This is a genomic window from Streptomyces sp. B6B3, assembly GCF_039871525.1.
GTDB lineage: Bacteria > Actinomycetota > Actinomycetes > Streptomycetales > Streptomycetaceae > Streptomyces.
The window spans coordinates 544,872-562,091 of sequence record NZ_JBDPLU010000002.1 but is presented as its reverse complement, the minus strand read 5'-3'; the positions used below and the strand labels follow the sequence as shown (position 1 = coordinate 562,091).

The following is a 17,220-nucleotide window of genomic DNA, read 5'->3' as shown; positions in this document are numbered from 1 at the left end:
CGATGCTTTTCGCATCGGTGTTCGCTGTCGTGATCCATGTTCGTCGCATGAGAGGCCGTCAGATGCTCTCCGGAAATGGTCGTCACCGGCGCCCCAAGCAGGCGCCCGCCCTCCTCGTCGCCTTCGGGGTGACCGGCGCGGGGCTGGCACTGCCGCTGCTCGGGGCCGGCTCGGCCCAGGCGATCAGCGACGGGGCCTGGGATCGCACGGCCGAATGCGAGAGCGGCGGCGTGTGGAGCGCCAACAGCGGCAACGGGTACTACGGCGGGTTCCAGCTCACCCTGGGCATGTGGGAGGACTACGGCGGTCTCGAGTTCGCCGACCGTCCCGACCTGGCCAGCCGGGCCCAGCAGATCACCGTGGCCGAGCGGATACTCGCCGACCAGGGACTGGACGGCTTCCCCGGCTGCGCGCTGCTCTCCGGCCTCTGGGGCGAGTACCGCGACGAGAACCCCGAGCTGGGCGTTCCCCCGACGGACACGGATGCCTCCGGCGGTTCCGAGGACGACGCGGGCGCCTCCGGCGACGGGAACGGCTCGGACGGCTCGGAGAACGGCTCCGAGGCCGACGACGGCGCCTCGGGCTCCGCGGACGGTTCCGACGGCGAGGACGACGGCTCGGACTCCGGGAACGGCTCCTCGGACTCACAGGACGGCTCCGACTCCGGGAGCGACGCCTCCGGCGGATCTGACGCCGCCGAGGACGGCTCCGGCGCCTCGGACGACGGCTCGGCCGCCGACGACGGCGCCTCCGGTGCCGAGAGCGGCGCTGGCGCCGACGACGGCGCCTCCGACGAGTCCGAGGGCGGCTCCGACGCCGACGACGGCGCCTCGGGCGACGGCTCGGCCGCCGAGAACGGCTCCCCGGGCTCGGAGAACGGCTCCGGCGCCTCCGACTCCGGGAGCGACGCCTCCGGCGGCTCCGCCGCCGAGGGAGAGGGCTCCGACTCCTCCGAGGCCGACGCCGACGCGTCGGGCGGCTCCGCCGCCCAGGACGGCACCGCGGAGGACTCCGGAGCCGAAGGCGCCGGGAGCGCCGGGGGCACGGGGCACACCCCGACCGGCCGCCACCGTGGCGACCCGGACCCCGCGGAAAGCGGCTTGCGACCCAACGACGTCGACCGCTACGACGTGCGCAGCGGCGACTCGCTGTGCTCCATAGCCGACGACCTCGGGGTCCCCGGTGGCTGGTCCGCCCTGTACCAGGCGAACAAGTCCCTCATAGGCGACGATCCGGACAGGATATTTCCGGGTCAGGAGCTGGACTTGACCGTTACGGGCAACTAGCTCCCGCCATGACCCGTTTCCTGCCCTGATTTGGTGTGACGATCATCTCTCCCGTTTTGGGAGTGTCCGACTGATCCGCAGTGTCCCGATCGCCGCTCACCTGCGCCGATGCGCCTGCTCTCAGTCAAGTCGCCCCGAATGAGCGATCTTGATCGTTCTTGAATCGTTAGTTGCCCTGTGTTTAGTGTCCCAGCGCTCGGCTTTCGTCGGGTGCCGAGGGCCGCAACGCCGAATCCTGCCGCGGCCCGGGAGCCACCAGTACGCGTCACACCGCAGGCAGGAGCGGGGGACCCGGCCATGAACCGGCGGTCAGCAGCACCGAACGCCGGACCGTGGATGCCGTGTCGGTCGGACCACCGACCGGGCGGCTTGGGGTGAAGCCGGCGGCGGACGGATCAACCGTCCTTCCGTCCCGGCCGGGCCACTCACCGGCCCGAACCCGACAGCTCACCTCGTAGGCGTCGGTGAGAAGGAACGTCATGCTCTTTTCCGGCAAGGGTCGTCATCGTCGTCCGTCCAAGCCGACCCGGATCGCCGCGGCGGCCGGTGTCACCGGCGTAGCCGTCGCCATCCCGCTCCTGGGCGCCACCAGCGCCGAGGCCGCCTCCGTCGACACCTGGGACGCCGTTGCCCAGTGTGAGTCGGGCGGCGACTGGGCCATCAACACCGGCAACGGTTTCTACGGCGGCCTGCAGTTCACCCAGTCCTCCTGGGAGGCGGCCGGCGGCACGCAGTACGCCTCCCGCGCCGACCTGGCCACCAAGGACCAGCAGATCGCCACCGCCGAGGTCCTGCTCGGCATGCAGGGTCCGGGCGCCTGGCCGGTCTGCGGACCGCAGGCGGGCCTCACCGCCGACGGCCCGGCGGCCGAGGTGGACCCGAGCGGCACCGCCACCGAGGAGCCGGCGCCGGCTCCCGAGCCGGAGCAGCGCTCCGCGCAGGGCGGCTCCACCTACACCGTGGTCGAAGGCGACACGCTCTCCGCGATCGCCAACGCGCACGGCGTCAGCTGGGAGGACGTCTACTCGGCCAACGAGTCCGTCATCGGCGGCGACCCCAACCTGATCTACCCCGGTCAGGAGCTGTCCCTGTAATCCTCACCACAGGGCTGGCAGGCCGGCGCGAGCCGGCCGGAGGAACCCGGTGTGGGCGTTCACGCGTCCCGCACCGGGTTTTCTTCCGCTTTTAAACAAAAAGACCGTCCCGCGGCGGACTCGGGGCCGAAGGCGGTTCCGCGGGCGGCTAGGCTCTTCAGGGCTGAAGCCGGCCGTGAGACATCATCTGACACAAAAAGGAGACCCCTGTGTCCTCCATCGACGTCGTCGTAGCCCGGGAGATCCTCGACTCGCGAGGCAATCCGACGGTCGAGGTCGAGGTTCACCTCGACGACCACAGCACCGGTCGCGCGGCGGTGCCCTCGGGCGCCTCCACCGGAGCCTTCGAGGCGCTGGAGCTGCGCGACGGCGATGGCAGCAGGTACCAGGGCAAGGGCGTGGAGAAGGCGGTGCTCGCGGTCAGCGAGCAGATCGGCCCCGAGCTCGTCGGCTACGACGCCACCGAACAGCGGCTGATCGACCAGGCGATGTTCGACCTCGACGCGACCGCCGACAAGTCGGCGCTCGGCGCGAACGCCATCCTGGGCGTCTCCCTCGCCGTCGCGCACGCCGCCGCCGAGTCCCGCGACCTGCCGCTCTTCCGCTACCTCGGCGGCCCGAACGCGCATCTGCTCCCGGTGCCGATGATGAACATCCTGAACGGCGGCGCGCACGCCGACTCCAACGTGGACATCCAGGAGTTCATGATCGCTCCGATCGGCGCCGAGTCGTTCTCCGAGGCGGTGCGTTGGGGCGCGGAGACCTACCACACCCTCAAGTCCGTGCTGAAGAAGCGCGGCCTGGGCACCGGGCTGGGCGACGAGGGCGGCTTCGCGCCGAACCTGGAGTCCAACCGGGACGCGCTCGACCTGATCGTCGAGGCCATCCAGAAGGCCGGCTACACCCCGGGCCAGGACATCGCGCTGGCCCTGGACACCGCGGCCACCGAGTTCTACCAGGACGGCGCCTACTCCTTCGAGGGGAAGTCGCGCACCGCCGAGGAGATGACCGCCTACTACGCGGAGCTGGTCGCGGCGTACCCGCTGGTCTCGATCGAGGACCCGCTGAGCGAGGAGGACTGGGACGGCTGGCAGGCGCTGACCGCGCAGCTCGGCGCGAAGGTGCAGATCGTCGGCGACGACCTCTTCGTGACCAACCCCGAGCGGCTGCAGCGCGGCATCGACTCGGCCGCCGCCAACTCGCTGCTGGTGAAGGTGAACCAGATCGGCTCGCTGACCGAGACCCTGGACGCGGTCGAGCTGGCCCAGCGCAACGGCTTCACCTGCATGATGTCCCACCGCTCCGGCGAGACCGAGGACGTGACGATCGCCGACCTGGCCGTCGCCACCAACTGCGGCCAGATCAAGACCGGCGCGCCGGCCCGTTCCGAGCGGGTCGCCAAGTACAACCAGCTGATGCGCATCGAGGAGATCCTCGACGACGCCGCCGTCTACGCCGGCCGGACCGCCTTCCCGCGGTTCAAGGGCTGACGCGCCGGATCGGCCGTTCGCCGGGTCGCCTCACGCCGTTCCCTGGGCGGATCGGGTGGGCGCGACCCGGCCCGACGCCCCGACCTCGCAATCCGCCCTCGCAACCCGCCCTCGCGAAGACGGGATTCGGCGCCGGCCCCCGGCTAGGCTCGGGCCAAGGCTCAGGGAGGAGACATGGCCGCACAGCGGGAGCGCTTCAGCACCGCCACGCGCCTGCGGGCGCTCGGCGAGCAGGCCGCCGCCCGGGTCTACCGCGCCCAGAACCGCCGGCTGCGCCGCCCGCCGCGCCGCACCCGGCTGACCAGCCGGGCCGCGCTGCTGGCGCTCGTCCTCTGCGCGCTGGTCGTCGCCCTGGCCTATCCGCTGCGCGAGTACATCGCGCAGCGCGCGGACATCGCGGCGCAGCAGCGGGAGGCGGACGAGGCCAGGGAGCGGGTGGCGGAGCTGCGGGACGAGAAGGCCCGCTGGCAGGACCCGGCCCACGTGCGGCGCGAGGCGCGCGAGCATCTGAACTACGTGCTGCCGGGCGAGACCGGCTACCTGCTGCCCGAGGGGGACGGCGGGGAGAACGGGGACCAGAGCGGCGGCGCGGACGACGGTGCCGACTCCGACGACGGTGCGGACGCCGCGGAGGCCGAGGGCCGGGACGCCGAGGATGAGGCGGCCGAGGACGCCACCGAGCGCCCGTGGTACGACAATCTCTGGGACGGCATCGACCGGGCGGACCAGGCGCGCTGACAGCGCGGTCCGGCGCGGAGCCGTCCGCACCGACCCCGACCGAGAACAGGGCGTGAACCACCACCCCATGGAAGCCCCGACCCCCGCCGACCGGGCCGCCGTCGCGGCCCAGCTCGGCCGCCAGCCGCGCGGGATGCGCGCGGTGGCGCACCGCTGCCCCTGCGGCAACCCCGACGTGGTGGAGACGGCGCCGCGGCTGCCCGACGGCACGCCGTTCCCCACGTTCTACTACCTGAGCTGCCCGCGCGCCGCGTCCGCCATCGGCACGCTGGAGTCCAGCGGTCTGATGCGTGAGATGACCGCCCGGCTGGCCGCCGACCCCGAGCTGAGCGCCGAGTACCGCGCCGCCCACGAGGACTACGTGGCGCGCCGCGACGCCGTCGAGGTGCTGCCGGGCTTCCCGAGCGCGGGCGGCATGCCCGAGCGCGTCAAGTGCCTGCACGCGCTGGCGGCGCACTCCCTGGCCGTCGGTCCCGGCGTCAACCCGCTGGGGGACGAGACCGTGTCCCTGCTGCCCGAATGGTGGCGCAAGGGCCCGTGCGTCGCGGCACATCAGGAGGCCGGCGAGGCCCCGGACCCGGACCCGGACCCGGCCACGGCTCCGCCAACCGACCCGGACCTCGGAGAGAACGGAGAGCGCGCGTGACCGACCAGGTGCGGGGCGCCGCCATCGACTGCGGCACCAACTCCATCCGACTGCTGATCGGCGACGTCGACCCGGCCTCGGGGCGGATCACGGACCTGGAGCGCCGGATGGAGATCGTCCGGCTCGGCCAGGGCGTGGACCGCACCGGACGCCTCGCGCCCGAGGCGCTGGAGCGCACCCTCGCCGCGTGCACGGAGTACGCGGCGACCGTCCGGGCGCACGGCGTGCCGACCGATCGGATCCGCTTCGTCGCCACCTCGGCCTCCCGCGACGCGGAGAACCGGGACGTCTTCGTGGACGGCGTCCGGGAGGTGCTCGGCGTGCCGCCCGAGGTGATCACCGGCGAGGAGGAGGCCACGCTGTCCTTCGTCGGCGCCGCCGGCGAGCTGGCGGGGCGGCCCGGTTTCACCCCGCCCTACCTGGTGCTGGACATCGGGGGCGGCTCCACCGAGTTCGTGCTCGGCGACATCGACGTGCCCGCGGCCGGGCTCCGGGCCGACGTCCGCGCCTCGCGCAGCGTGGACATGGGCTGCGTCCGGCTCACCGAGCGGCACCTGCTGCGCGACGGGCAGCTGGCCGACCCGCCGTCGGCCGAGTTGATCGCCGCGATGACGGCGGACATCGACGCCGGGCTCGACCTCGCCGCCGAGCGGGTGCCGTTGACCGAGACGCACACGCTGGTCGGCCTCGCCGGCTCGGTCACCACGGTCGCGGCCATCGCCCTCGACCTGCCCGGCTACGACTCGGACGCCATCCACCACTCCCGGCTCCCGGTCGAGCGGGTCAGGGAGATCACCGAACGGCTGCTGACCGCCACCCACGCCGAGCGGGCGGCGATCCCGGTGATGCATCCGGGTCGGGTGGACGTGATCGGCGCGGGCGCGCTGGTGCTGCTCCGGGCCATGGAGCGGACCGGCGCCGCCGAGGTGGTCGTCAGCGAGCACGACATCCTGGACGGCATCCTGCTCAGCGCGGCGCGCACCTCGTGAAGTTTTTCACATGCTCGGCGGCACTCAGTGCCGCCGAGGCGTCGCGATCGCGACTCTGAGCGGGCGAATCGGGTCGGATTCGGTCCCGGCGGGCCGTTCGTACCGGTGCCGACCTGCGACGTTGTCCCGGCCCTCGCGGGCGGCCGGCGAAGGGCCGGGAGTTTAACACATGTTCGCCGAAGCTTGTGAAGGCGCTCACGAGGTCCTCCGCGGGCGGCCTTCTTCGGGGCGATACTGGACGTATGAGCACCACGGAGCGTCCCCGAATTCTTGTCGTGGGTGGCGGTTACGTCGGTCTGTACGCCGCCCGCCGCATCCTGAAGAAGATGAGGTACGGAGAGGCGACGGTCACCGTCGTTGACCCGCGCTCGTACATGACGTACCAGCCCTTCCTCCCCGAGGCCGCAGCAGGCAGCATCTCCCCCCGGCACGTCGTGGTGCCGCTTCGTCGGGTCCTGCCCAAGGCCGAGGTCCTCACCGGCCGCGTGACCACCATCGACCAGGACCGCAGGGTGGCCACCGTGGCCCCACTGGTCGGCGCGCCCTACGAGGTTCCCTTCGACTACCTGATCGTCGCCCTCGGCGCCGTCTCCCGCACCTTCCCCATCCCCGGCCTCGCCGAGCAGGGCATCGGGATGAAGGGCGTGGAGGAGGCCATCGGCCTCCGCAACCACGTGCTGGAGCAGCTCGACAAGGCCGACTCCACGACGGACGCCGACGTCCGCCGCAAGGCCCTCACCTTCGCCTTCGTCGGCGGCGGCTTCGCCGGCGCCGAGACCATCGGCGAGGTCGAGGACATGGCCCGCGACGCCGCCAGGTACTACCCGAGCCTGAAGCGCGAGGACATGCGCTTCGTGCTCGTCGACCTCGCCGACCGGATCCTTCCCGAGGTGGGCCCGAAGCTCGGCGAGTGGGGCCTGGAACACCTGGAGAAGCGCGGCGTCGAGGTGCACCTGAAGACCTCGCTGAAGTCCTGCGTGGACGGACACGTGGAGCTGAGCAACGGCGTGGAGTTCGACTCCGGCACCATCGTGTGGACCGCGGGCGTCAAGCCCCACCCGGTGCTGGCCCGGTACGGCCTGCCGCTCGGCCCCAGGGGGCACGTGGAGACCGAGCCCACCCTCCAGGTCGCCGGCACGGGGCACATCTGGTCCGCGGGCGACAACGCCCAGATCCCTGACCTGGCCGCCCGCGCGGCCGGCGAGGACGGCGCCTGGTGCCCGCCGAACGCACAGCACGCGCTGCGCCAGGCCAGGCTGCTGGGCGACAACGTGATCGCCCACCTGCGCGGCTTCCCGCAGCACGAGTACCGGCACGCGAGCAAGGGCGCGGTGGCCGGACTCGGCCTGCACAAGGGCGTCGCCATGGTGAAGTTCGGCCGGCTGACACTCCGCTTCCACGGCCGGATCGGCTGGTACCTGCACCGCGGCTACCACGGCATGGCGGTGCCGACCTGGAACCGCAAGATCCGGGTGTTCGCCGACTGGACGCTGGGCCTCTTCCTCAAGCGCGAGGTCGTCTCGCTCGGGGCCATGGAGCGCCCGCGCGAGGAGTTCTCCGCGGCCGCCCGGCCGGGCCCGGCCCCGCTCCCGGCGCCCGAGCCGACGCCGCGGCGGACCGCCGAGGCGGAGCGTTCCGCCGAGCGGGAGCCGGCCAAGGCGGGCTGACCGCCTCGGCCGACGGACGCCGACACGTCCCGTTGGCCCCCTTCGGCGGAATGCGGAGGGCCGGCGGGGCGTTTCGCGGACACGTGGCGTGCCCACGGGGCCCGATGGTGCCAGGGTTGGTTCGACCCCGGCCGCCGCCGGGTCCCGGGCCGTCGCCCAGTCCCGCCTCGTCGCCGGAGGTGTCCTCGCATGCACGCCGTCCCCGTCGCTCCGCGCCTCGCCGCGCTTGCCGAGCAGCTTCTCGGCTCACCCCTCCCCGTTCGCCTGCGGGCCTGGGACGGCAGCGAGTCGGGGCCGCCGGAGGGCCCGGTGATCGCGGTGCGGCACCGACGGGCGTTGCGGCGCATGCTCTTCCGGCCCGGCGAACTCGGCCTCGCGCGCGCCTGGGTGGCCGGCGAACTCGACGTCGAGGGCGACCTCTACGCCGCGCTCGACGGCATCGCCGGGCTGGTCTGGGATCGCGGCCAGCGGCCCGCCACCGCGCCGGACGCCTCCGCGCCGGCCGTCCAGGAGCGGACGGTCGGCTCGGTCGCCCGTGGTCGGCTCGCCGCGTTGCGGGAGCTGGTGCGCCTCGCCGGGCCCGCGGTGGCCGTGCCGCCGCCGCCCCCGCCCGAGGAGGTGCGCCGGCGCGCCGGCGCGGTGCACTCGCCCGGCCGCGACCGGCAGGCGATCAGCCACCACTACGACGTCGGCAACGACTTCTACGCGCTGGTGCTCGGGCCCTCCATGGTCTACTCGTGCGCGGTCTGGGATCCGGACGCCGCGGACGCCTCCCTGGAGGAGGCACAACGTGCCAAGCTCGACCTGATCTGCCGCAAGCTGGCGCTGCGCGAGGGGCAGCGGCTGCTCGACGTCGGCTGCGGCTGGGGCGCCCTGGTGCGGCACGCGGCCCGGCACTACGGCGTCACCGCGGTGGGCATCACGCTCTCCGCCGAGCAGGCCGCCCACGCCCGCCGGCGGCTGGCCGAGGACGGCCTCGCCGACCGGGTGGAGATCCGGGTCCAGGACTACCGCGAGACCGACGACGGGCCGTACGACGCCATCGCCTCCGTCGGCATGGCCGAGCACGTCGGCGCGGCCCGCTACCAGGAGTACGCGGACCGGCTGTTCGGCCTGCTGCGGGAGGGCGGGCGGCTGCTCAACCACCAGATCGCCCGCCGCCCCGAACCCCGCGAGCGCGCCTACCGGATCGACCCGTTCATCGACGCCTACGTCTTCCCCGACGGGGAACTGGCGCCGGTCGGCCGGACCGTGGCGCAGCTGGAACAGGCCGGCTTCGAGGTGCGGGACATGGAGTCGCTGCGCGAGCACTACGCCCTGACGCTCCGGCAGTGGGTGCGGAACCTGGAGGCCGGCTGGCCCGAGGCGGTCAGGATGACCAGCCCGGGTCGGGCCCGGGTCTGGCGGCTGTACATGGCGGCCTCGGCGTTGGCGTTCGAACGTGGCCGGATCGGGGTCAACCAGATCCTGGCGGTCCGCACCCCGACCGTCACCGGCCGCTCCGGGCTGCCACTGCGCCCCCGCGCCTGGACCGAGCCGGTGCCCACGCCGTCCCCGTCCCTGGAGGACCAGGGCCTGGACCAGGCCGGGACCAGGGACTAGACCAGGCCAGGGCTGGGAGCCGGGGCTAGGAGCTGGGCGAAGCCGGGCCCTCCCGGGGTCCGTTGGGCTCCTGGTGGATCTCGTACCTCCTGACATGCTCCAGCACCCGCTCGGCCGTCGGGTTGCGCAGCTCGCCGACCACGCGGCCGTCAGCCAGGAAGACGATCCGGTCGGCGTACGAGGCGGCGACCGGATCGTGGGTGACCATGACCACGGTCTGCCCTAGCTCGCGCACCGAGTTGCGGAGGAAGCCCAGGATCTCCGCGCTGGCCCGGGAGTCGAGGTTCCCGGTGGGCTCGTCGCCGAAGATGATGTCCGGCTTGCCCGCCAACGCGCGGGCCACCGCGACCCGTTGCTGCTGGCCGCCGGAGAGCTGGGTGGGCCGGTGCCGGAGCCGGTCGGAGAGGCCGACGATGTCGATGACGTGGTCGAGCCACGCCGGGTCGGGCCTGCGACCCGCGACGTCCAGCGGAAGCCGGATGTTCTCCAGGGCGTTGAGCATCGGCAGCAGGTTGTAGGACTGGAAGATGAAGCCGACCCGGTCCCGGCGCAGCTGGGTCAGCCGCCGGTCGCTGAGCCCGCCCAGCTCCGTCTCACCGATCCGCGCGGAGCCGGCGGAAATCGTGTCGAGTCCCGCCATGCAGTGCATCAGCGTGGACTTGCCCGAACCCGAGGGACCCATGATCGCGGTGAACTCGCCCTGGCCGAACTCGACCGAGACCTCGTCGACCGCGACGACGCGGGTCTCGCCGGTCCCGTAGACCTTGGTCAGCCCTGTGGCCCGGGCCGCGACGGTCGAGGGTGTTGCGACGGTCGTCACTGTGACCTCCCATCCGGGGCGCTGGCGCGGCGCGTCTCCCGTTCATCCGCCGCCTTCCCATCGTCGTCCCCTCGTACGCCCCCTGGCATCCCTCGTTGTGTTGGTTCGCCCTCCTCCCGGGGAAGGACGAGAGTGCACGTGCATACGCTCAGCGTGCGCACGCGTGCGCGGAGGGTGGATTTGCGTCATTCCTATGTTGGCGCTCGTGGGGGGAGGGGCTCGTGACCGGGAGGGAGGCATCGAGGGCCGAGTTGGAGCTCATAAAATCAGACAACATCGGTCGGAGACACCGGTGTTCACGCGACCGACCCGGATAAGCTCAAGAGGCACCCCTGCGGCGCGCACGCGCTCGGAACGGCCTGGGATCTGTGCCCGGATGGTGGAATGCAGACACGGTGAGCTTAAAACTCGCTGGCCTTCGGGCCGTGCCGGTTCAAGTCCGGCTCCGGGCACCCCACGGTCCAGCCGCTCTGAGCAGGGAAGGCGGTCGCGCCCCGCGCCGTACCGCCGCGGTCACCCGCCGTCACGGGGACGGGCGTCGGGAGCGCCGCCAGGTGGGAACCAACCCGGGCCTTCCGCTCGTTTCTTCCTGTGCACTACCGTGCGGTCTTTGCTAACGCATTACTCTGGTAGTCAAGGTCGTGCCGTGCGGCCATGGAGGAGTGAGATGAGGAGTAGCAACCCGGTCTTCACGCGTCGGGGGTTCAGTCGGGACAGTGGCTACGCCGGCTTCAACGCCGGGCCGCAGCTGCAGACCGGGACTCCGTACGCGGGTAGTCCGACCAACCCCTACGCCCAACCGGGCAACCCGTACGCGCAGCCGCAGGTGGGCCCCGACGGCCGGATGACGCCGCCGGCCGCGCCGACGCGCGCGGGCGTGATGACGATCGACAGCGTCATCTCGCGTACCGCCCTCACCCTGGGAACCGTGGTCGCCGCGGCCGCGGTCGCCTGGATCACCGACATGCCCGTCGGCCTGGGCTTCCTGTTCGCCCTGGTCGCCCTCGGCCTGGGGCTGTGGCAGTCGTTCAAGCGCGAGCCGTCTCCGCCGCTGATCCTCGCCTACGCGGTCGCCGAGGGCCTCTTCCTCGGCGCCATCAGCAACGCGATCAACGCGGTCGCACCGGGCGCGGCCATGCAGGCGGTGATCGGCACCATGGCCGTCTTCGCCGGCGTGCTGTTCATGTACCGGCAGCGCATCATCCGGGTCACCGCCCGGTTCACCAGGTTCGTGATCGCGGCGGCCCTCGGCTTCGTGCTGCTGTCCGCGGTCAACCTGATCGTCGCCGCCATCGGCGGGGGCAACGGTCTGGGCCTGCGTGACGGCGGCCTCGGCATCCTGTTCGGCGTCATCGGTGTGGTGCTCGGCGCCTGCTTCCTGGCCCTCGACTTCAAGATGGTCGAGGACGGCATCGCCTACGGTGCCCCGGAGCGGGAGTCGTGGATGGCCGCGTTCGGCCTGACCCTCACCCTGGTGTGGATCTACCTGGAGTTCCTGAGGCTGATCGCCATCCTGCAAGGTGATTAGCGGGCGGGCGTGCGCGGACGCGCGTGCCCTCCCCTCACGGCGGAGCCCCGCGGGACCTCGGTCTCGCGGGGCCCCGCCGTTTCTCTGCCGTTCCCATGCACCTTTCGTGCCGTCGGGTGCCGTCGCGTGTCGCCTCGGGCCAGCCCCGCGCGGCCCTCGCGCGGTCGGGTGACGCGCGCCATGGCACGCACCGGATGTCAGAAGCGGTTCGTGCGGACCAGGTCGAGCGCCGACGCGAGCTCCGCGCGCCGGTCGTGACCCGCGGGCGCCGCCCTGAGCGCCTCGGCCAGGTCGTGCCCGGCGACGGCCACCTGGTCGCCCACCGCGTAGATCCCGATGTCCGGCAGCTCGGCCGGCGGCCGGCCGGGACGCTCCAGTAGCTGGGCGCGCCGGGACAGCTCGCGCGCCAACGCCAGCCCCGCGGCGGCCGCGTCGCGCCGCAGCCGGCTCTCGGGCAGCACCCGCAGCCGGTCGCTGAGCGCGTCCACCGCGGCGTCGAGGGCGTCGGCCTCGTGCCCGGGGTCGGGGGTCACCGCTGGCGCGAGGTCGCGACGACGCGGTCGGCCAGCAGGAAGACGCTGTCCTGGCCGCAGGAGAAGGTCAGGGCGTAGGCGCCGGAGATGCCGGAGCCGCCCATCAGCACCGGCTCCTCGCCGGCCCTGACGGCCTCGGCGAGCTGCTCGGCGGCCTGCTGGTGGCTGGGGGAGAGGCACAGCGTGGTGCCGTCGGCGAACAGGAAGACGTCCAGCGTGCCGAGCGGTCCGGGGCGCACGTCGGCCAGCGGGGTGCGGGCCTCGGCCAGCTGGGCCAGCCGTGCGGCGGTGCGGTGGTGTTCCTCGATCGGCTCGCCGGTGAGCGTGTAGCCGGGGTGCGAGGGGTGTCGGCGGCGCGCGGCGGCCAGTTCGGCGGCCTCGCCCTCGTCGTCGTCCGCCCCGTCCAGCGCGTCGAGCGCGTCCAGCTCCGGATCGGCACCCGGGTCGGCCGCCTCGTCCGGCTGGTCCTCCGGGCCGATCTCCGGCAGCCGGCCCGCCGCGATCTCCGCGGCGGCCAGCTCGGTCGCCGCCTCCGCGTCGGCGTCCGCGGCGCTCTCGACCGGCCGCGCGCCCCGGGCCCCCGGGCCGCCGTCCCGGCCCTCGGGCAGCGGCTGGCCCTCCTGGGCCTCCGTCTCCAGCGCCTCCGCGCCGTCGGTGCCGGGCTGCCTGGGGACGAACGCCACCCCCTCCCGGGAGCCGGCCGGATAGCCCGAATCGCTCAGCAGATAGCGCTCCAGGAGCGCGTCGAGCAACTCCTCGTCGGCCTCCGCCGCCGCGTCGTGGTCCAGGCCGCCGGCGGCGAGGAGCGGACCCGCGCCCTCCCCGTCCCTGGCGTCCTGCTCGGACCAGTAGGCGCGGGCCTCGGCGAGCTCCCGCTCCCGCTCCTCGGCCAGCGCCTCGGCGACGGCGCTGCGGATCTCCTCGACGGCCGGCACGGGACGGGCCGCCGGAATCGCCCGGCCGAGCAGCTCGGCGCGCAGCGCGGAGACGTCCGCGCGCAGGCCCCGCGCGGTCGACAGCGCCGCGACGCCCAGGCCCACCGCGGTGCCTGCGGTCGCCAGCAGGATGAGGGATATGGCGCTCACGGACTCGCTCCCAGTGCTTCGTGGTCCCTGATTTCTTATCTCAGGTTTCCGCCCCACGGCCACGGTGTGCAGTGCAAAACGTCATGAAACGGATGGGGATTCCGTCCCGTGCGCCCCCTCACCACCTCCCTGAGCTGGGGCATTCCGCCGCGATACGCCGTGCATCACATCCCGGGCCCGCTTCGGTATCGCTGGTATATACGCAGCGGTCTGCGCCTCTTGCAGCACGATTGTCCCGTACTCCGGCCCGATCGTCCTGTTCGTCAGGCCACGGTGGCGCGGTCCGGACCGCCGGGGTGCTCCTCCGGCAGTTCCTCGGCGACGGACTCGGGCAACGGGCCCCGCCGCCGGCGCTTCAGCAGCGCCCAGGGGGCGCGCGGACCCGGGCGGGGCGCCGCCGCCACCTCGGTGCCACTCTCCGCCGCCGCTCGCGCCGCGGCGTGCGCCACGGGCATGAGCCGCTCCCGCGGTGCGACGCCGCCACGCTCCTTCTCGGGCCAGACACCGAGCGCGGCGCACAGCGTGGGGAGGATGGCCATGGTGGCCGTGGCGTACCCCTCGGCCGAGGGGTGGTAGCGGTCGGGGCCGAAGAACCGCCGCGGGTTCGCGGCGAACTCGGGGCCCAGCAGGGTGCCCAGCGACACGGTCCGGCCGCCCAGCTCCACCACCGCGATGGTCTGGGCGGCGGCCAGCTGCCGGCACAGCCGGCGGGCCACCCAGCGCAGCGGCTGTCCGAGCGGCTCCACCGAGCCGAGATCGGGGCAGGTGCCGACGATCACCTGGCAGCCCGCGGTGCGCAGCCGGGTCACCGCCTCGGCCAGGCACTTCACGGAGCGGGCCGGGGACACCCGCCCCGTGATGTCGTTGGCGCCGATCATGATCACGCACACGTCGGGGACCGGCGCCCGCCCCGGCTCGGTGAGCAGCAGCGAGACCTGCCGTTCCAGATCGTCGGACCTGGCCCCGGACAGCGCCACGCTGTGCAGTTCCACGCTGCGTTCGGAGACCGCCGCCAGCCCCTGCGCCAGCAGCGCCCCCGGGGTCTCCCTGGCGCGGTGCACGCCCTGCCCGGCCGCGGTCGAGTCACCCAGCATCGCCAGCCGCCACGGCGGCCCGGGAGAGGCGGCGAACGCGGTCCCGTAGACCCCGTCGGCCACCGGCGGTTCGCCGCCGTCCTGATAGCCGCTCAGCGTCCGCCTGGTGTAGCGGACCTCGGTGAGCAGCAGTCCGGCCGCCGCGCCGCCGAGCAGACTGATGCCCCCGCCACCGTAGGCGGCGGCGGTCGCGATCCTCCGGGCCACCCGCGCCGTCGACATGCCGCAGCTTCGCCTCCTCACGATCCCGATGGGGCCCCTGATGTGGGCCGTCATCAGATGTCGTGCCCAGCGCGAGGTCTCCTGCAACGCAATAAGGTGCTGTCCTGCCGGGCGGACGACCCCGTACCGGAGATGCGCGGACATGCGGAGACCCAGGTGCAGTATTACGAGTCGATGATCTCCCTCGTGGGCAACACCCCCCTGGTGCGGTTCGGCCGGGTGACGGAAGGCATCGAACCAGCCCCCACGGTGCTGGCGAAGGTGGAGTACTTCAATCCCGGCGGATCGGTGAAGGACCGGATCGCCCTGCGGATGATCGAGGCGGCCGAACGCTCGGGGGCGCTGCGACCCGGCGGCGTGATCGTCGAGCCGACCTCGGGGAACACGGGGATAGGGCTGGCCATCGTCGCCCAGCAGAAGGGCTACCGCTGCGTCTTCGTCTGCCCGGACAAGGTCTCCACGGACAAGATCAACGTGCTGCGGGCGTACGGCGCCGACGTCGTCGTCTGCCCCACGGCCGTCGACCCCGAGCACCCCCAGTCGTACTACAACGTGTCCGACCGGCTGGTCAGGGAGACGCCGGACGCCTGGAAGCCCGACCAGTACAGCAACCCGGAGAACCCGCGTTCGCACTACGAGACCACGGGCCCCGAGCTGTGGGAGCAGACGGAGGGACGGATCACCCACTTCGTGGCCGGCATCGGCACCGGCGGCACCATCTCGGGCGCCGGCCGGTACCTGAAGGAGGTCAGCGACGGCCGGGTGCGGGTGATCGGCGCCGATCCCGAGGGCTCGGTCTACTCCGGCGGCACCGGGCGGCCCTATCTGGTGGAGGGGGTCGGCGAGGACTTCTGGCCGTCCGCCTACGACCGGGACATCGCCGACGAGGTGGTGGCCGTCTCCGACAAGGACTCCTTCCAGATGACCCGGCGGCTGGCCCGGGAGGAGGGCATGCTGGTCGGCGGCTCCTGCGGGATGGCGGCGGTCGCCGCGCTGCGCGTCGCCCGCCGGCTGCCGGCCGAGGAGGCGGCGGACGCGGTGATCGTGGTGCTGCTGCCGGACGGCGGGCGCGGTTATCTGAGCAAGATCTTCAACGACGAGTGGATGGCCGACTACGGCTTCCTGGAGGACGGCGCGCCGCAGCCCCGGGTGGCCGACGTGCTGCGGCGCAAGCAGGGGGAGCTGCCCTCGCTGGTGCACATGCACCCGGACGAGACCGTGGGCGACGCGATCGACGTGCTCCGCGAGTACGGCGTCTCCCAGATGCCCGTGGTCAAGCCGGGCGCCGGGCATCCCGACGTGATGGCGGCCGAGGTCGTCGGCTCCGTGGTCGAACGGGAGTTGCTCGATGCCCTGTTCGCCAAGCGCGCGGCGCTGGCCGACCGCCTGGAGGACCATCTGAGCCCGCCGCTGCCCCAGGTCGGCTCGGGCGAGCCGGTCGGCGACCTGATGGCGGTGCTGCGCGGCGCCGACGCGGCGATCGTGCTGGTGGAGGGCAAGCCGGTGGGGGTGGTCAGCCGCCAGGACCTGCTGGCGTTCCTGGCCGAAACGCCGTGATCGCGCGCGTGGCGTGAGGCCTACGCGAGTAAACGATCCCAAAGTGTCACGGACGGGCAACGCGTCGTTAACACCGGTCCTGCACTCTTGGGGATGTCGGCACCAAGGACCTCCGGAGCGGCTCCCGGACCTCCCTGGTCGCCCGGACGCGAGGCCCCGACCCGGCCCGCGTCCCGGCGGGGACCGCCGTCGTCCCGCCCCTGGTGCCTGGCACCGGGGTGCGGCGGTCCCCGTCAGCTCTCTCCTCGCAGGCGGTCTTCTCGCGACCGGCAGGGGGGCCACCGCGGCTGGTGGTCCCGTGGGCCGAGCCCTCACGACCGGTGCTTCCCCGCAGGCGCGGCCGGCAGGTCCGACCCTCCAGGGTCGGGCCTGCCGAACACCGGCTCGGCCGGGTCAGTCCCAGTCGCGGTCCGACTCGGGCGCCGTCCGCCGCAGCGCCCGCCCACCGGCGTAGCACGCGTTGACGCCGACGATGCCGCCCCAGCACACCAGCAGCCCGGCCAGCCCGGTCTGCACCGAGGCGATGGCGGACAACGGGATGGCGAGCACCAGGGACAGCGCGGCGAGGCCGAACGCCTGGCCGGGGCCGCGGGCCTCCCCGCCGCCCGCCGGCCGGCCGCCGCGGGCGATCACCATCTGCTGCTCGGCCAGCTGCCGCCGCAGCCGCTTCTCCACGGTCGCGTCGATGCGCTGTTCGACCTTCTCCAGGAACGACTCGACGAGCTCGGCCTCGTACGCGGAGCCGAGCTCCTTGCGGGTCTGCACGGCGGCGTCGAGATCCCCTTTGAGATCCCCGCTGAGATCGGGGCCACTGTCCAGCTCGGGGTCGCGAGAACTCATCATGGGCTCCACGGTAGCCAGGGGCCCGA

At 73.1% G+C, this 17,220-nt stretch carries 15 protein-coding genes, 1 tRNA gene and 1 riboswitch; of the genes, 11 read left to right on the top strand and 5 right to left on the bottom strand.

Annotated elements, in window-relative coordinates:
• Positions 1-47: 47 nt before the first annotated feature.
• The 8 genes from ABGB06_RS06760 to ABGB06_RS06725 all read left to right on the top strand — a co-directional run bounded on the left by ABGB06_RS06760 (position 48) and on the right by ABGB06_RS06725 (position 9,512).
• Positions 48-1,286, top strand: coding sequence for a transglycosylase family protein (locus tag ABGB06_RS06760; RefSeq protein WP_347586234.1), 1,239 nt, complete (start codon positions 48-50; stop codon positions 1,284-1,286).
• Between the two features lie 313 nt (positions 1,287-1,599).
• Positions 1,600-1,762: riboswitch (cyclic di-AMP (ydaO/yuaA leader) on the top strand.
• A 3-nt stretch (positions 1,763-1,765) separates the two neighbouring features.
• Positions 1,766-2,380: a transglycosylase family protein gene (locus ABGB06_RS06755; protein WP_347586232.1), complete on the top strand. Its 615-nt coding sequence runs from the start codon at positions 1,766-1,768 to the stop codon at positions 2,378-2,380.
• A gap of 209 nt (positions 2,381-2,589) precedes the next feature.
• Entirely contained in the window at positions 2,590-3,870 is a 1,281-nt protein-coding gene (eno, locus tag ABGB06_RS06750; protein WP_347586231.1) for a phosphopyruvate hydratase, read from the top strand.
• 174 nt (positions 3,871-4,044) lie between these two features.
• Positions 4,045-4,608 carry a septum formation initiator family protein gene (locus ABGB06_RS06745; RefSeq protein ID WP_347586229.1) on the top strand — a complete coding sequence of 188 codons (564 nt, stop codon included), beginning with the start codon at positions 4,045-4,047 and terminating at the stop codon, positions 4,606-4,608.
• A gap of 67 nt (positions 4,609-4,675) precedes the next feature.
• Positions 4,676-5,254: a DUF501 domain-containing protein gene (locus ABGB06_RS06740; protein ID WP_347586227.1), complete on the top strand. Its 579-nt coding sequence runs from the start codon at positions 4,676-4,678 to the stop codon at positions 5,252-5,254.
• Positions 5,251-6,243 carry a Ppx/GppA phosphatase family protein gene (locus ABGB06_RS06735; protein ID WP_347586225.1) on the top strand — a complete coding sequence of 331 codons (993 nt, stop codon included), beginning with the start codon at positions 5,251-5,253 and terminating at the stop codon, positions 6,241-6,243. The genes ABGB06_RS06740 and ABGB06_RS06735 overlap by 4 nt, the downstream gene beginning before the upstream one ends.
• A 242-nt stretch (positions 6,244-6,485) precedes the next feature.
• Positions 6,486-7,910, top strand: a complete 1,425-nt coding sequence (locus ABGB06_RS06730; protein ID WP_347586224.1) for an NAD(P)/FAD-dependent oxidoreductase — start codon at positions 6,486-6,488, stop codon at positions 7,908-7,910.
• A 189-nt stretch (positions 7,911-8,099) separates the two neighbouring features.
• A complete protein-coding gene (locus ABGB06_RS06725; RefSeq protein ID WP_347586222.1) occupies positions 8,100-9,512 on the top strand; it encodes a class I SAM-dependent methyltransferase in 1,413 nt (470 codons plus the stop codon).
• 25 nt (positions 9,513-9,537) lie between these two features.
• On the opposite strand, the gene ABGB06_RS06720 is transcribed toward ABGB06_RS06725, so the two are convergent.
• Positions 9,538-10,332 (bottom strand): ABC transporter ATP-binding protein, encoded by a 795-nt coding sequence (locus ABGB06_RS06720; RefSeq protein ID WP_347586220.1) that lies wholly within the window; start codon positions 10,330-10,332, stop codon positions 9,538-9,540.
• A gap of 370 nt (positions 10,333-10,702) precedes the next feature.
• Between ABGB06_RS06720 and ABGB06_RS06715 the strand changes: the two genes are divergently transcribed.
• Together ABGB06_RS06715 and ABGB06_RS06710 are read left to right on the top strand one after the other, a co-directional pair.
• Positions 10,703-10,784 (top strand) — tRNA-Leu (locus ABGB06_RS06715).
• Positions 10,785-10,999: 215 nt separating this feature from the next.
• Positions 11,000-11,860 carry a Bax inhibitor-1/YccA family protein gene (locus tag ABGB06_RS06710; protein ID WP_347586218.1) on the top strand — a complete coding sequence of 287 codons (861 nt, stop codon included), beginning with the start codon at positions 11,000-11,002 and terminating at the stop codon, positions 11,858-11,860.
• A 197-nt stretch (positions 11,861-12,057) separates the two neighbouring features.
• On the opposite strand, the gene ABGB06_RS06705 is transcribed toward ABGB06_RS06710, so the two are convergent.
• The 3 genes from ABGB06_RS06705 to ABGB06_RS06695 all read right to left on the bottom strand — a co-directional run bounded on the left by ABGB06_RS06705 (position 12,058) and on the right by ABGB06_RS06695 (position 14,794).
• The gene (locus tag ABGB06_RS06705) at positions 12,058-12,393 is read right to left on the bottom strand and encodes a hypothetical protein (protein WP_347586216.1); all 336 of its coding nucleotides are present in this window, start codon (positions 12,391-12,393) and stop codon (positions 12,058-12,060) included.
• A complete protein-coding gene (locus ABGB06_RS06700) occupies positions 12,390-13,478 on the bottom strand; it encodes a hypothetical protein (RefSeq protein WP_347586214.1) in 1,089 nt (362 codons plus the stop codon). Before ABGB06_RS06700 ends, ABGB06_RS06705 begins: the two co-directional genes overlap by 4 nt.
• 263 nt (positions 13,479-13,741) lie before the next feature.
• Positions 13,742-14,794, bottom strand: a complete 1,053-nt coding sequence (locus tag ABGB06_RS06695; RefSeq protein ID WP_347586212.1) for an SGNH/GDSL hydrolase family protein — start codon at positions 14,792-14,794, stop codon at positions 13,742-13,744.
• A 156-nt stretch (positions 14,795-14,950) separates the two neighbouring features.
• On the opposite strand from ABGB06_RS06695, the gene ABGB06_RS06690 reads away from it, so the two are divergent.
• Positions 14,951-16,351, top strand: coding sequence for a cystathionine beta-synthase (locus tag ABGB06_RS06690; RefSeq protein WP_347586210.1), 1,401 nt, complete (start codon positions 14,951-14,953; stop codon positions 16,349-16,351).
• 393 nt (positions 16,352-16,744) lie between these two features.
• Here ABGB06_RS06690 and ABGB06_RS06685 read toward each other — a convergent pair whose 3' ends face one another.
• Positions 16,745-17,191: a hypothetical protein gene (locus tag ABGB06_RS06685; protein WP_347586595.1), complete on the bottom strand. Its 447-nt coding sequence runs from the start codon at positions 17,189-17,191 to the stop codon at positions 16,745-16,747.
• Positions 17,192-17,220 lie beyond the last annotated feature (29 nt).